The organism is Paenibacillus sp. FSL R5-0473 (genome assembly GCF_038004565.1).
Taxonomy (GTDB): domain Bacteria; phylum Bacillota; class Bacilli; order Paenibacillales; family Paenibacillaceae; genus Paenibacillus; species Paenibacillus amylolyticus.
Genome location: NZ_JBBORL010000001.1, coordinates 5,396,225 through 5,411,046, shown reverse-complemented (window position 1 = coordinate 5,411,046; position 14,822 = coordinate 5,396,225). Strand labels below are relative to the sequence as shown.

The window sequence follows — 14,822 nt, the reverse complement described above, 5'->3', positions numbered from 1 at the left end:
GCTAGCAAACTTTGTGGACAAAGGGGGAGATGGCGCATGACCGAATTGACGTATGCATGGACGGAGGAGATCCTATCTCCGCTGGGTGAGACAGCGGTTATCATCCAGTGTGGAGATCAATTGTCTGACGCTGTGCAGCGCAGAGTGATGTCTGTATGTGCTTTGCTGGAAAAAAGCACTCTGCCGGCCATGATCGAATGGGTGCCTTCATATACGTCCGTTACAGTATTTTATGATCCGTTCATCTCCCCGTACCCCGAGTTATGCCATATTCTGCTTCAGCAGTTGAATCAAATGAAGGAATCCATACAAGACAAACCCAGAACGGTCACGATTCCCGTATGTTATGGTGGCGAGTGGGGCCCTGATCTGGACTATGTTGCCAGTGAGCATGGACTGACCGCAGAGGACGTTATTGCGATTCATACATCCGGGGATTATCTCGTACATATGATTGGATTTGCACCGGGTTTTCCGTATCTCGGTGGGTTGTCTGAACAGATCGCTACGCCCAGACGTGCAACGCCAAGGCTTCGGGTTGAGGCGGGCACAGTAGGTATCGGTGGCAAACAGACGGGAATCTATCCGGTGGACACACCCGGGGGATGGCAATGTATTGGACGAACGCCACTCCGGTTGTTTCGGCCGGAAGAGAACGTACCGAGTTTGCTGGCAGCAGGTGATCGGGTTCGATTTGAACAGATTACGATGCAGGAGTATCTGGCGTTGAAGCAGAAGGAGGGCGAACGATGAGTATTGAAGTGATTCGCCCTGGCCTGTTATCTACCGTTCAGGATGAAGGCAGAACCGGCTATCGCCGGTATGGTATTCATCCCGGGGGAGTCATGGACACCTTTGCAGCCAGAGTAGCCAATATGCTTGTGGGCAACTCCCGACATGCGGCAGTGCTGGAGATGACGATGACGGGGCCAGAGCTTCGATTTCAGGAGAGCCAGCTTATCTCATTATGTGGAGCTGATTTGACGGCAACGGTGGATCATCTGCCTGTACCCTTGTGGCGTCCGGTGCTGGTGCGGGCTGGAAGTGTACTGAAGTTTGGTCAATGTCGTCATGGTTTGCGTGGATATCTGGCGATTGCGGGTGGAATAGCTGTGCCTGAAGTGATGGGCAGTCGAAGTACAGACCTCAAGACAGGTCTTGGCGGTGTGGAGGGCCGAGCCTTGCGCGTGGGGGATCTGTTATCCAATGGTGAACTTTCTGTCGAAGCGCAAGGTTGGATGCATCGTATGGAGCAGCAGGTAAAGGAGAGTGAGCGGGACCACCGAATATTGGCGCCTGCGTGGCTTTTATCTGAACGTGAAAGACCTGACTATTATGGGCAACCTGTTATTCGTGTGATGGAGAGCAAGGATAGTTTGCTGTTCAGTAAGGCAAGTCTGGGACAATTCTATGCCGAAAAATACGTGATTTCTTCGCAATCCGATCGGATGGGCTACCGCTTGCAAGGCTCCATACTGGAGCTGGATCAGCCCCTGGATCGGCTGTCTGAAGCCGTTACCTATGGCACGGTGCAGGTGCCACCTGATGGTCAGCCCATCATTTTGATGGCGGACCATCAGACGATTGGAGGTTATCCTGTCATTGCACAGGTAGCTCGGGTGGATATGCCAATCCTGGCTCAGGCTAGGCTAGGAACCCAAATTTCTTTTAAAAAGATTACGCATGATCAAGCCGAACAGTTGTATATGGAACAGGAAATCAATATGCAGTTCATGGATAAGTTGATACGCAGAAGAATGGCAGGAATGGGGGGCACTTAATGAATACCTCGAAAACCTTGGATATCAATTGTGATCTGGGCGAAAGTTATGGTATATATCGCACGCTATCGGACGAGGTGATTCTACCTTTGATTACATCAGCCAATATTGCCTGTGGATTTCATGCAGGGGACCCGGCTACAATGCGGCTGACGGTGGAGAGGGCATTGGAGCATCAGGTGGCAATTGGAGCCCACCCCGGGTTGCCGGATTTGCAAGGGTTTGGCAGAAGACGTATGGACATTACGCCACGGGAAGCATATGACATGGTGGTGTATCAGATTGGTGCGCTGGATGCCTTTGTCCGGGCAAGCGGAGGGCGAATGCATCACGTAAAACCACATGGTGCCTTATACAATATGGCCGCAGAAGATGCGAAGCTTGCTGAAGCCATCACCGAGGCGATCTATCAAGTACAGCCTGAACTGTATCTGTATGGTCTGGCGGGCAGTGAGCTGATTCATGCCCCGGATCGCATCGGTCTGCGTAGTGTGAGCGAAGTGTTTGCGGATCGAACCTATGGGACGGACGGAAAGTTAACTCCTCGCAGCCAAGCTGGAGCCCTCATTGAAGAATCGGGACAAGCGATTGCTCAAGTGCTTCGGATGGTGAAAGACGGCGTGGTTGTATCCACGGATGGTACGTTGGTTCCCATTAAGGCAGAGACTGCCTGTATCCACGGTGATGGTTCGAACGCTCTCGCATTTGCTCAAGAGATTCGTCGTGTGCTGGAATCGGAAGGCATTAAGTTATCTGCGCATACCACGGGATGATACGAATGTTCAGCAGAACAATAGTAGTATCAGGTTGTTCGGATTGAACTTTGAAATTTTAGAATGACAAGGAGTGGATCAACAGAATGAAACCCATACGCAACTCGGCGAAAGCTGTCATTGTACAGGATGGACGATTGCTGGTCATCCGGCTGGAAGACCAATATGGTACCGCTTATGTGTTCCCAGGTGGAGGACAGGAGAAAGGTGAAGAACTCAAGGATGCGGTCGCACGTGAATGTCTGGAGGAGATTGGTCAGGCCGTGAATGTGGGAGAGCTGTTACATATCCGGGAGTATATCGGTAAAAATCATGAATTCGCCGAGTGGGATGCAGATATCCATCAGGTTGAATTTTATTTTGCGTGTAGCCTGATCGATCCGGAGGCAACCGTTTTTGAAGGCTCCAATCCAGATGACCACCAAGTCGCCGTGGAATGGATTGCCCTTGAAGACCTGTCCAACATTCGTTTATATCCAAAAACAATTGGCGAATTGCTTCTTAAATCAGGCTTTTCTTCAATCTATCTTGGAGATTTGAATTAAATCAGCCAAGAAGAAATATCGTGCTAACCCCTTTATGTAAACATTTTTATAAAGAACTTTTCCAATTTTGTCACGTTAGCGTATCGGTTCATGGATTCACCATAGGTGAGGTGGGTACACTATAAGTACAGGCTTATTACACCTAACGTAAGTTGACTGTACTTATACACAGCAACGGAGCGGATAAAACCTAAAGAAACGAAACCTGCAAAGTTAAGTACAGGTTTCTGTTTGAACTTTAGCTTACCCACTCCTCAAATTGGGAGAACAGTAGACGTAGTGGAGGGGACGGAATCGATTCTGAGGAAGCAAAGCGTTCGCCTTTATCACCGGATTTTCCCTTTGAGAAAAGGGAATCAAAAAAATCTGGGGATAATAGCGATCCAAAGAACGATCCGTACCCGCAACGGCCGCCTACAAGAGTTCTTCCAACATCCCCCCAAACCGAAAGGAGCACTTCCCATGAACCAGACTGAATTGGAACAAAACATTGTAAAAGCATTGGAAAACAACCCTTTTTGCAGCTTCTCCACTGTGGAGAATGGTAAACCGAAATCCCGCTATATGGCGCTTTTCAACGATGGACTGAACATTCATCTGGCAACGAACCGCCGTACACACAAAGTAGAGGAACTGGAGAATAATCCGAATGTTAGCCTGCTACTAGGTTATGAGGCTGGTGGTTCCAAGGAAGTAGTTGAGATTGAAGGAACCTGTGAAGTGACAAAGAACGAAGGCTTGCGTGAGCAAGTGTGGAACGATGAACTGAAGGCGTGGTTCGATGGACCTAATGATCCGAACTATGTCATTCTGGACATCACCCCGGCTCGTATCGAATATACAGGGAAAGATCATGAACATCATGTGTGGGAACAATAATCCGAATATGAACATAACCTCTGCAAAGTAGCGTCCTTATGCGAAAATACGCGCAGAGTTTAATCCAACCGTGAAAGCCATTAAGGTTTCACGGTTTTTGGTATGGATGAATAACGCTGAATTGGATATACATGTAAGGCACATGTAATATACGTATTTCAAAGATAATAAGCACTAAATACCTACTAAAATGTTGAAAAAAATGTCGAAATCACGCATGATAATGTAAACTTACCTAGGTATGTGCGGGTAATGTAAAAAAATAATGCTTTTCAATGACTGAACATTGCGTTATGATTTGGAATGTAAACGACAAGCACAGACATAAATAGATGTTCATGTGAGATAAACTTACCTGAAATTCCGATGCATGTCATCAGAGCGTCAGTACGCACAACCCATGAAATCTATCTTTTTTCTGCGCTCTTCGTTTGCCTATTAATGCATGATTCAATGTACATAACCGGGAGGGGTTATTTTGAAAATGAGAAAAAAAGTATTATCAAGCCTGACTGCCGCTTTGGTTGCATTAAACGTGCTTGCGGTATTTCCGGTACCTGTGTCGGCTGCGGATGCTGCCAAAGTTAAACTGCGGATCATGGAGACAACAGATATTCATGACAATCTGATTAACTACGACTATTATTCCGACAAAGAGACAGACCAGTATGGACTCGCCAAAACAGCTACACTGATCAAAAAAGCGCGTGATGAAGCCAAGAACAGCTTGCTGTTTGACAATGGTGATCTGATTCAGGGTAACCCGCTGGGAGACTATGTTGCGAAGATTGATCCACTGAAAAAGGGTGAGACTCACCCTGTATATAAAGCGATGAATCTGCTCGATTATGATGCAGGTAACATCGGTAACCATGAGTTCAACTATGGTCTGGACTTCCTAGACATGACGCTGGAGGGAGCGAACTTCCCTTACATTAATGCCAATGTCTATGTAGACGATGGTGATGATGATGAGACAAATGACAAGAACTATTTCACACCGTATGAGATTTTGGATAAAAAAGTAACGGATGAGACTGGCAAAGAACATACGATCAAAGTGGGTGTGATCGGATTTGTACCGCCACAAATCATGCAGTGGGACAGCGCTAACCTTGAAGGCAAAGTAATCGCCAAGGATATTATTGCTACCGCGAAAAAATTCATTCCAAAAATGAAGGCTGAAGGTGCCGACATTATTGTAGCCATCCCTCACTCCGGATTTGAGGATATCCCTCAAACGGATCTGATGGAGAACTCCGTACTGTACCTGAGCCAGGTAGAAGGCATTAATGCCATTCTGTTTGGACATGCTCACAAAGTATTCCCAAGTGCTGATTTTGCCGGCAAAAAAGGGGTAGACCTTGAGAAAGGGACAATCAATGGCGTTCCTGCTGTAGAGCCAGGGTTCTGGGGTGATCATCTTGGTATCATCGACCTGGATCTGGAACTGGTTGATGGCAAATGGAAAGTGGTAGATTCCAAAACGGAGGCTCGCCCAATCTATGACACAGCCAACAAAAAGCCACTGGTAGATGCGGATCAGGACATCATTGATGCGGTTCATGAAGAGCATGAAGGTACATTGGAGTATGTTCGTGGTCCGGTGGGCGAAACGACTGCACCTATCAACAGCTTCTTCGCTCTGGTTCAGGATGATCCATCCATTCAGATCGTAACGAATGCACAGAAATGGTATGTCGAAAAACATATGCAAGGTACGGAATATGAGAAAATCCCTGTATTGTCCGCAGGTGCACCGTTCAAAGCCGGTGGACGTTCAGGCGCTTCGTATTACACGAATATTCCTAAAGGCACCATTGCCATCAAAAACGTTGCTGACCTGTACGTGTATCCAAATACGGTACATGCTGTAATGGTTAACGGCGCAGAACTGAAAGAATGGCTGGAATGGTCTGCAGGCCAGTTCAACCAGATCGACCCGGCTAAAGGTGGACAACAACAACTGATCAACAATGACTTCCCAACGTACAACTTCGATGTTATCGATGGTGTAACGTATCAGATTGATGTGACACAACCAGCCAAGTATGACGGCAAAGCAACCGTTGTAAATGCATCGGCAAGCCGGATCAAGGATCTGAGTTTTAACGGTAAACCGATTGACCCAGCGCAAAAATTCATCGTAGCGACGAATAACTACCGTGCTTCTTCGTCCAAGCTGGCTAACCCGGACGGTAAACGTATCGTTCTGGCTGCACCGGATGAGAACCGTCAAGTGATCATCGACTACATCCGTGAGAATAAAACGATTAATCCGGCAGCGGACGGCAACTGGTCCCTGGCACCAATTAAGCCATCTGCTGGGTTAACCGCAGCAGCGCTGAACGATCTTGAAGTTGTGTTTGCTTCTTCCCCGGATGCAAAAGATCTGGTTGAAGCAAACCCGGCGATGTCTTTCATTGGTACAAATGATGATGGTTTTGCTGAATACGGCATGAAATTGACTGGAGAAGCAACAACAACTCCGAAACCAGGTACGGAGCCTGCTCCAACACCTACAAAGCCAACTAAACCTACGGAGCCGACTACTCCAACCAAACCAACGACCAAGCCACAGCCTGAGAAACCAGCGGGCGGCAAAGTGGTATATGTGGTGAAAAAAGGCGATAACTTGTACCGCATAGGTTTGAAATATGGTGTAGACTGGCGCAAGCTTGCGACAGCTAACCAAATCTCAAATGTGCATAACCTGAAAGTTGGACAGAAAATCGTGATTCCCGCTTCTTAAAGTTTAATAAGTTGAGGGAGACCGACAGTCATCAGACTGTCGGTCTTTTTTTCTGCAAATTTGAATATATTTGTTCCAAGAACCGTCATACAGGAAGTCATCAAAACAGTAGAGATTAATTTTAAGACCCATGATATAATATTTACAAACTTTGGGTATATACAAGTGAACATTAATGGACATGGAATCTAAATTGGCAAGGGGGGTCCTACATGAATTGCAGTGGCTGCAGTCCAATCTATCCTATAGAGGGCCAAGGTACCTTGTACTTGCGTCCCATTTCCCCCGCTTTGCTGGAAGCGCTACAAACGCCGGGAAGACTTATCGAGACGTCGGATGACATGATGTGGATGGATTTTTCGAATCTTGAGACGGTTCAGAATTTAATAAAAGAGATCGGCGAAATTGATCCGACATTACGTGATTCCCTAACCGTTCAGATTATGCCTATTTACGAACAGGTTAATGAAGAAAGCTGGATTAGTCTAACCATGCAGGAGTCCCGTTTCAAACATGCGGAGCTTGTTTCCATTATTCTGGAGCATCAATTCAGCAGTCATATGCAACCCATCGTTGATGCATCGGAGCAGATTATCGGATATGAGTTTTTGCTTCGTCCTGCTGAGAATGGAAAATCCTTTAGTTCCTATGAATTATTTGAAGTTGCGCGTGAGACCGGACTACATTCTTTTCTGGATCGATTGGCGCGTATTACTGCTATTGAGACCAGTGCCCTTTTTCTGCCGCATGGTGTCAAACGCTTCGTAAATTTCCTGCCTTCCTCCATATACAATCCCGAATATTGTCTGACACATACGTTTGAAGCGATTGAACGCCTTTCGCTGGACCCCAAAGATTTTGTGTTTGAAGTCGTGGAAACAGAGCAGATTCAGCATATGCCTATCTTGCAGCAAATCTTTGAGGTATATCGTTCCCGTGGAATGTCGGTTGCACTGGATGATGTGGGTGCCGGATATTCGACAATAGAGTTGATGAATCGGTTAGAACCGGATTTTGTCAAAATAGATCGAAGTCTTATTGATCGTTGTGATCAGGATTCGACCAAACAAGAGAAAATTCTTCATATTGTTGAGATGTCGAGTCGATTTGGAGGGCAAGTCCTTGCCGAGGGGATCGAACGAATGGAAGAGTTTGAATTCTGTCGTTCCATAGGTATTGAGCTTGCACAGGGCTACTATTTTGGTAAACCCTCTGCGCAACCCCCAGGCGGTCCTTACTCTAATACTTCATCTAATTCATGGAATAATTAGTAACCTGTACCTTGTACAAGTCGCTTCTGATCAGAGGTGGCTTGTTTGGCGTGCCTGCACATTTTTCTCTCAAATAAATACCCTCATTTAGCCGATATATAAGATAAGCCTTTTAGATTGATCCATACATACAAAGAAAGAGGGCATTTTTACATTTTGAGGGGGAGAAAGACATGAGTGAAACTCAGGATAATAAACCAATGAAAGCAGCGAAACCTGCCAAACCAAAACATAGTCAAAATAAAAAGAAGAAAAAGAAAGGTTTTGTCTGGAATATAAGGAACAAACTATTGGTCTCCTTCCTGGCCGTTCTACTCCTGCCAAGCTTGGCAGTCGGCTTAATCACACTAACGATGGCTGAAGATGGCGTACAAGGACAATTAGTGGATAGTGCCATGCAAAGTGTGAGCACTGCCAATACCATTGTAGAAAGCCAAGTGAATTACAAGATTCATGACATTAACTATTTCGCGGATGCTCTTGATCCGACCCTGATCAAAGGGGAGAACGATAGTCCCGAGCTTCAGTTGAAACTGGAGCAATATCTGGGCTTGCATCCCGATGCCATGAATATTTTTGTAGGAACAACAGACGGAGTCATGGTTCGAGGTAAACCAACAGCGAGCAGCACACGGGGAGATGCTTTTGACCCTAGGGAGCGGGAGTGGTACAAACTAGCGATGGAAAAGCCAGGTACAGCTGTTGTATCAGCTGTATCTGTTAATACCGATGGTGTTGCAGTTGTGTTTATCTCCAAAACATTAAAGGATCAATCCGGTGTCATCGGTTTATCTCTGGACCTGACAGACCTGCAAGAGCAGACATCCATTAAGGTGGGCAAAGAAGGCTACGTCATTATTATGGATGCAAACAAAAACTATGTCGTATCCCCTGTAGCAGATGCAGGTACGCCGGAAACGAGTGGCTTGCTGGATGAGATGTATGAAGGTCCAGAAGGTCAATTCGATTACGTGTTCAACGATCAGCCGAAGATGATGATTTTTTCAACAAATGAAGCAACAGGCTGGAAAATTGCAGGCACGATGCTCAAGAGTGAAGTAACTAATGCAAGTAAGGATATTCGCATGGCCACATTTATTGTTATTCTGGCGGCTACGTTCCTTACACTCCTCTTTATTATATGGTTTACACGCTCCATGCTGCGTCCAATTAAACGACTGCAGGAATCTGCCAGAGCCGTGAGTAAAGGTGACTTGACCGTGAAAATGGAAACAGGGCGTAAAGATGAAGTCGGAGAACTAGCGAAGTATTTTGAACGTATGGTCGATAACCTGCGGATGATGATTCTGGGCGTACAGGAAACGACAGAGCAGGTATCTGCTTCTTCTCAAGAATTGTCTGCCAGTGCAGAACAAACTACCAAAGCGATTGAACATTCAACACTGGCCATTCAGGAACTGGCTGAAGGTGCAGAGCAGCAGGTAAACAGCGTGAAAGACGGATCGGGACAGATGAGCCGAATGGCAGAAGATGTTCGAATGATGTCGGAGCGTGTGCAGTCGATTACGGCGAATATGCGGCATACGTCCGGAGCGGCTTCATCTGGGAATGAGGCAGCAGGACAGGCTGTGGAGCAGATGAACAGTATCCAGGAAACGGTGGAGCAGCTGGGGACGGTGGTTCAATCTCTGAATGCCCGTTCCGTTGAGATTGGTAGCATGGTTGATGTCATTGCATCCATCTCCAAACAAACAAACTTGCTCGCATTAAATGCTTCTATTGAAGCGGCAAGAGCGGGGGATGCGGGCCGTGGGTTTGCAGTTGTAGCCGGTGAGGTACGCAAACTGGCAGAAGAATCCGGAAGTTCGGCAGCGCAGATCGGTGAGGTGGTTCATAATATCCGTCAGGACATGGATGCCGCTCTAATCGCTATGAATGCGGCTCAGACCCGGGTAGGAGAAGGAATTCAGGCCGTGAATACGTCAGGACAATCCTTTGCTCAGATTCGGGAGGCGGTGGAAGATGCTGTTCATACATTGGATGACTTGTCCGCAACAACGAAACAACTGGAGAGCGGTGCATCCCACGTTGCCAAGGCGATGAGTGATATTTCGAATGTGACCCAGGAATCGGCTGCGAATACAGAATCCGTGTCGGCATCTTCGCAAGAACAACTGGCATCGGTAGAAGAGATTGCATCATCCTCGGCACATCTGAATAGCATGGCGGAACAATTACAAGGACTGCTTGGCATGTTCAAGATGGTAGAGGATACACCGAAGGATAAGGGAAACGATAAATCCTAACATTGGAACACCATAACTTACCACACAATTTATATTAAAAGAAAATAAAGATAGACAATGTTCCTGTTGCCCTGTATAAATATATCGTCTGGTCATTCCGCGCATAGAGCGGTGTAATCTTACAGTATAAGATTGAATTAACGAAATAATATATTGATACAGGGTACAGCAGGAGGCTCTATGGTATACGTAGCAATACTGATTTTTGTAGTAACGATCACCTTGGTGATCTGGCAACCTCGTGGATTGGGTATCGGTTGGACTGCCTCGGGTGGGGCATTACTTGCCCTGTTGTGTGGAGTCGTCAGCTTAAACGATGCCTCGGATGTGGCATCCATTGTATGGAATGCAACGCTGGCCTTTGTCGGCATTATTATGATTTCTCTCATTCTCGACGAGACGGGTTTCTTCGAATGGGCTGCCCTTCATATGGCAAGGCTGGCTGGAGGAGACGGTCGCAGACTGTTCTTCTACTCCATTCTGCTGGGAGCCGCGGTGTCTGCCTTGTTCGCGAATGACGGTGCCGCGCTCATTCTGACGCCAATTGTGCTGGCCATGGTGCGTGCATTGAAGTTTGATGAACGCATGGTGCTGGCTTTTGTGATGGCGAGTGGATTTATCGCCGATACCACGTCGTTACCGCTGGTCGTTAGCAATCTGGTTAACATTGTGTCGGCCGATTTCTTTGGCATTACATTTGTGGAGTATGCTGTACGCATGGTTGTGCCCAATCTGTTCTCAATCGTAGCGAGTACGGGGATGTTGTTTTTGTTTTATCGCAAAAGCATACCCCTTCGCTACGACATCTCCGCGGCACGTGACCCGAAGGAAGCAATACGTGATCCACGGATGTTCCGAATCGCCTGGTTCATGCTTGGGCTGTTATTGGTTGCCTATGCATCCAGTGAGTTTCTGCCGATTCCCGTGTCGGTTATCGTTGGCTCCGTTGCGTTGCTGTTCGCTTTGTTGGCACGCAAGAGCGAGGCTGTTGATCTGAAACGGGTAATCAAGGAAGCGCCATGGTCGATTGTGGTGTTCTCGGTGGGCATGTATATCGTCGTATATGGACTGCGGAATGCAGGGTTAACGGATCATCTGAGCCGCTGGCTGGATGCCATAGCAGAGCATGGTCTGCTGGCTGCTTCGCTCGGGATGGGCATTATCGCTGCTGTATTATCATCGGTGATGAACAATCTGCCGACCGTGTTGATTAACCTGCTAGCCATCCAGGGCGCGCATACCGAAGGTATCATTCAAGAAGCATTGATCTATGCCAATGTCATTGGTTCCGACCTGGGTCCCAAAATGACCCCAATTGGATCACTTGCCACATTGCTGTGGCTGCACGTGTTGTCCCGCAAAGGTGTAAAGATTACATGGGGTTACTATTTCAAAGCAGGCATCGTCCTCACGATCCCAACATTGTTGATCACGTTGGCCGGATTGGCGTTGTGGCTCTGGATTTTAGGTTAGTGCAATCGTATTTTACATTTTCAACTAGCACAGACCGTTAAGTGTCTGGAGTAGGTAGTGTTGTACGGATCGCGCTTATTGTTATGGATGTAGTGGTACTATACAAAAAAACCAACCTTTTTAGAAGGTTGGTTTTTTTGTGTTCTGTTTTCCTTCCCAAACGATTCTTAAATAGAATACTAACTTAGAATTTAAAAAAAGTGGGTATCATAAACGAATACACGATCACTTCCTAACTATTAGGAAAGAGTATAGGCTTGGTGGATATAAAGCGCTTGCATTAGTATGTGTGTAAGGAGGAAAGCCAAATGAGAAAACGTTACATTAAGCTATTAGAGCATTTAAAACAATCTGAGCATGATTTTGTGAGTGGAAGCGAATTAGCTAATCTATTTAATGTAACGACTAGAACGATTCGCAATGACATCAAAGAAATAAATGAAAATTATTTAGATAAAGCAATGGTTATTGGCAATACTCGCAAAGGATACAAATTAGTCGGGGATTTATCCAGCCTGTATAAAAATGAAGATGATGACGAAGAAAGAGCATTTCATATTATCAAAGCACTGTTATCGCAGACTGATTTTATTACGTACGAGGATCTGGCTAGAACGCTTTATTTTTCGACTCAAACGATCCGTAAAGACGTGCAAAAATTAGTGCAAACGATTCAAGCAGAAAAGCAGAACATCGAAATTGAAGCGATTATTTTCCAAGGTATCCGGCTTAAAGGAAGCGAAGTTGAGAAACGGATTTTGCTCAAAAAATTAGTCACTACCGATTGTCTTAAACACATGCCGATAGACGAAGCACTGCAATACTATTTTGGCGATTGGTTCAACGGATCTTCTATTCATTTTATCTACGCTTGTATTGAAGAAGAGGTGGCCAAGTATAATTTATTGCTAAGTTTTCAAGAATTATTCTCGATCTGTGTGAATGTTTTGATCAGTCTTAAACGAGTAAGTCTTGCACAAAAAATAACTGAACAGGATATGAGGTTGGATCATACAAGCTTTGAAGAATTAAAAATAGCCCAATCTATTTTGATCCGTCTGGCTCAAGAAATGGATATCCCTTTTGATGAATATGAGTATCAGTATTTAGGTTACCTGCTGATCGCATTGCAGATCTTACCTAAAAAAAATGAAGAAATCGGGCATGAACACGTGAATGAAATGGAACAAAAAATCAAATCAGTGATCCAAAAAGTTGGGGAGCAATATGGATTCATCAGCTACAAAAACCAAGAGTTACTTGATCGATTATTAGCTCATATTACCAAATTATTATACCCATTAAAGTATTATTTCCCTGTCGAAAATCCTTTTATTGCTCAAATAAAATCAGAATATACCAATGCTTATAATGTCGCAGTTGTGTTGGCAAAAGAATTGCAATTTTGTTTAAATATCAAAATACCTGAAAATGAAATCGGTTACTTGACGTTACACATTATGGGCATTATTGAGAACTCTCAAGATAACAGAAAACGGATTGCAATTATTTATGGCAAAAATCTATTAGTCGGCAAGCTATTGGAGCGTAAGATTAATCTCTATTTTCCGAATATTAGAATCGATAGTCTATTAGCTAATCATGAAATACATCTTCTTCCCGAAGGAATTGAAACGATTATCACAACGAGCGAGATTGCGGAACAACAGCAGTTAAATGTACAAAATATCATTCTGGTAAGTGAAATGATTACAAGTGATGATATGAAAAATATTTCGATTCAGTTAAATCGTGGACTACTCAAATATTATTTATCACCAGATGATGTTTTTTTCCTAAATGAAGACAATCCAATTGATTTGCTAAAAAAACTTACAGAACTAGGCGATATTCAGCATTTATATACCAGTATTGTGGAAAGAGAAAAAATGTCGAGTACCAATATTGGGAATTTGGTCGCGATGCCCCATCCATTTGATTGTGGAGATAACAAAAAACTACGTGTACTGGTAGCGATTAATAAGCAGAAAATGCTATGGGGTGATCAGATGGCGCAGATCATTTTTCTGTTTATTCCGCCGAAAAATCAGAAGGTGAATAACACCAAATTTTTCGAAGAAATTTACGATGTGTTTAAACAGACCAATATGACAGACAAACTACTTCATATCACCAATTACGATGAATTTTTGGAAGTCTGGTCTTCCAAATAAATCTAGGAGGAATTCAAATGTTAATTAATATGAAAGATTTACTTAAAGTAGCGTATGAAAATAAATTTGCAGTCGGATCATTTAATGTAGCCAATAGCGAGTTCGTCAAAGTGGTCATTACAGCCGCAGAGGAGCAGAATTCGCCTGCAATTATGCAGATTCACCCGAATGAAATTGATCTAGTCACTGATGGGTTTATAGCCTATGTGCGAGAAGCGGCATCCAAGTCTAAAGTGCCGTTTGTTATTCATCTGGATCATGGAGCGACGATCAAAGATATTACGCGTTCGATTCGCAATGGGTATACATCAGTCATGATGGATGCATCTCATTTACCTTTTGAGGAGAATATTGCGGCAACCAAGGAAGCGGTTGAACTGGCTCATCTGGTCGATGTATCTGTAGAAGGTGAACTAGGTACGATTGGGAGTAATGAAGGCAGCTCGGAAGGTGGAGCTGACGAGATTTTGTATACGAATCCAGAAGAAGCGGCGATTTTTGTAGAACAAACAGGTATCGATACACTTGCTGTCGCTGTAGGTACTTCACATGGTATTTATCCTCAATCCAAAGATCATTCGATCAAAATCGATCGTTTGAAACAAATTCATGAAAAAGTAAAAATTCCGTTAGTGCTGCATGGTGGATCAGATAATCCTGATGAAGAGATTAGAGAAGCAGTGAAGCATGGGATAGCGAAGATCAATTTATCAACCGATATGAAGCGAGCATTCTACAACCAATTAAGAGTGACACTCGATGCGAATCCGAATGCATATGAACCGGATCAACTGATGCCTGAGGCGACCAAAGCGGCAACAGAACTGGTGAAGAAAAAAATGGATCTGTTCGGTTCTACAGGTAAAGCATGCCTTTATAAACTGGGAGAAATTTAAGAGGAGAGATC

11 protein-coding genes are annotated in these 14,822 nt (G+C 44.8%); all 11 read left to right on the top strand.

Annotated elements, in window-relative coordinates; genetic code table 11:
• Nucleotides 1-36 precede the first annotated feature (36 nt).
• The 11 genes from pxpB (at nucleotide 37) to MKY28_RS23620 (ending at nucleotide 14,811) form a co-directional block, all read left to right on the top strand.
• A complete protein-coding gene (gene pxpB / locus MKY28_RS23670) occupies nucleotides 37-753 on the top strand; it encodes a 5-oxoprolinase subunit PxpB (RefSeq protein ID WP_340937188.1) in 717 nt (238 codons plus the stop codon).
• A complete protein-coding gene (locus MKY28_RS23665; protein WP_340937187.1) occupies nucleotides 750-1,781 on the top strand; it encodes a 5-oxoprolinase subunit C family protein in 1,032 nt (343 codons plus the stop codon). The genes pxpB and MKY28_RS23665 overlap by 4 nt, the downstream gene beginning before the upstream one ends.
• A complete protein-coding gene (locus tag MKY28_RS23660) occupies nucleotides 1,781-2,554 on the top strand; it encodes a LamB/YcsF family protein (RefSeq protein ID WP_340937186.1) in 774 nt (257 codons plus the stop codon). The genes MKY28_RS23665 and MKY28_RS23660 overlap by 1 nt, the downstream gene beginning before the upstream one ends.
• A gap of 86 nt (nucleotides 2,555-2,640) precedes the next feature.
• On the top strand, nucleotides 2,641-3,099 hold the full coding sequence (locus MKY28_RS23655) for an NUDIX domain-containing protein (protein ID WP_340937185.1): 459 nt from the start codon (nucleotides 2,641-2,643) through the stop codon (nucleotides 3,097-3,099).
• Between the two features lie 462 nt (nucleotides 3,100-3,561).
• On the top strand, nucleotides 3,562-3,978 hold the full coding sequence (locus MKY28_RS23650; RefSeq protein ID WP_017690978.1) for a pyridoxamine 5'-phosphate oxidase family protein: 417 nt from the start codon (nucleotides 3,562-3,564) through the stop codon (nucleotides 3,976-3,978).
• Nucleotides 3,979-4,456: 478 nt separating this feature from the next.
• Complete coding sequence (locus MKY28_RS23645; RefSeq protein WP_435303348.1) at nucleotides 4,457-6,730, top strand: bifunctional 2',3'-cyclic-nucleotide 2'-phosphodiesterase/3'-nucleotidase; 2,274 nt, start codon at nucleotides 4,457-4,459, stop codon at nucleotides 6,728-6,730.
• Nucleotides 6,731-6,942: 212 nt separating this feature from the next.
• The gene (locus MKY28_RS23640) at nucleotides 6,943-8,001 is read left to right on the top strand and encodes an EAL domain-containing protein (protein WP_340019040.1); all 1,059 of its coding nucleotides are present in this window, start codon (nucleotides 6,943-6,945) and stop codon (nucleotides 7,999-8,001) included.
• 173 nt (nucleotides 8,002-8,174) lie between these two features.
• Complete coding sequence (locus tag MKY28_RS23635) at nucleotides 8,175-10,268, top strand: methyl-accepting chemotaxis protein (RefSeq protein WP_340019041.1); 2,094 nt, start codon at nucleotides 8,175-8,177, stop codon at nucleotides 10,266-10,268.
• A gap of 180 nt (nucleotides 10,269-10,448) precedes the next feature.
• Nucleotides 10,449-11,741: an arsenic transporter gene (locus MKY28_RS23630; protein WP_340019042.1), complete on the top strand. Its 1,293-nt coding sequence runs from the start codon at nucleotides 10,449-10,451 to the stop codon at nucleotides 11,739-11,741.
• 308 nt (nucleotides 11,742-12,049) lie between these two features.
• Nucleotides 12,050-13,915, top strand: coding sequence for a BglG family transcription antiterminator (locus MKY28_RS23625; protein WP_340019043.1), 1,866 nt, complete (start codon nucleotides 12,050-12,052; stop codon nucleotides 13,913-13,915).
• 17 nt (nucleotides 13,916-13,932) lie between these two features.
• Nucleotides 13,933-14,811 carry a ketose-bisphosphate aldolase gene (locus MKY28_RS23620; RefSeq protein WP_340019044.1) on the top strand — a complete coding sequence of 293 codons (879 nt, stop codon included), beginning with the start codon at nucleotides 13,933-13,935 and terminating at the stop codon, nucleotides 14,809-14,811.
• The last annotated feature ends 11 nt before the right edge of the window (nucleotides 14,812-14,822 follow it).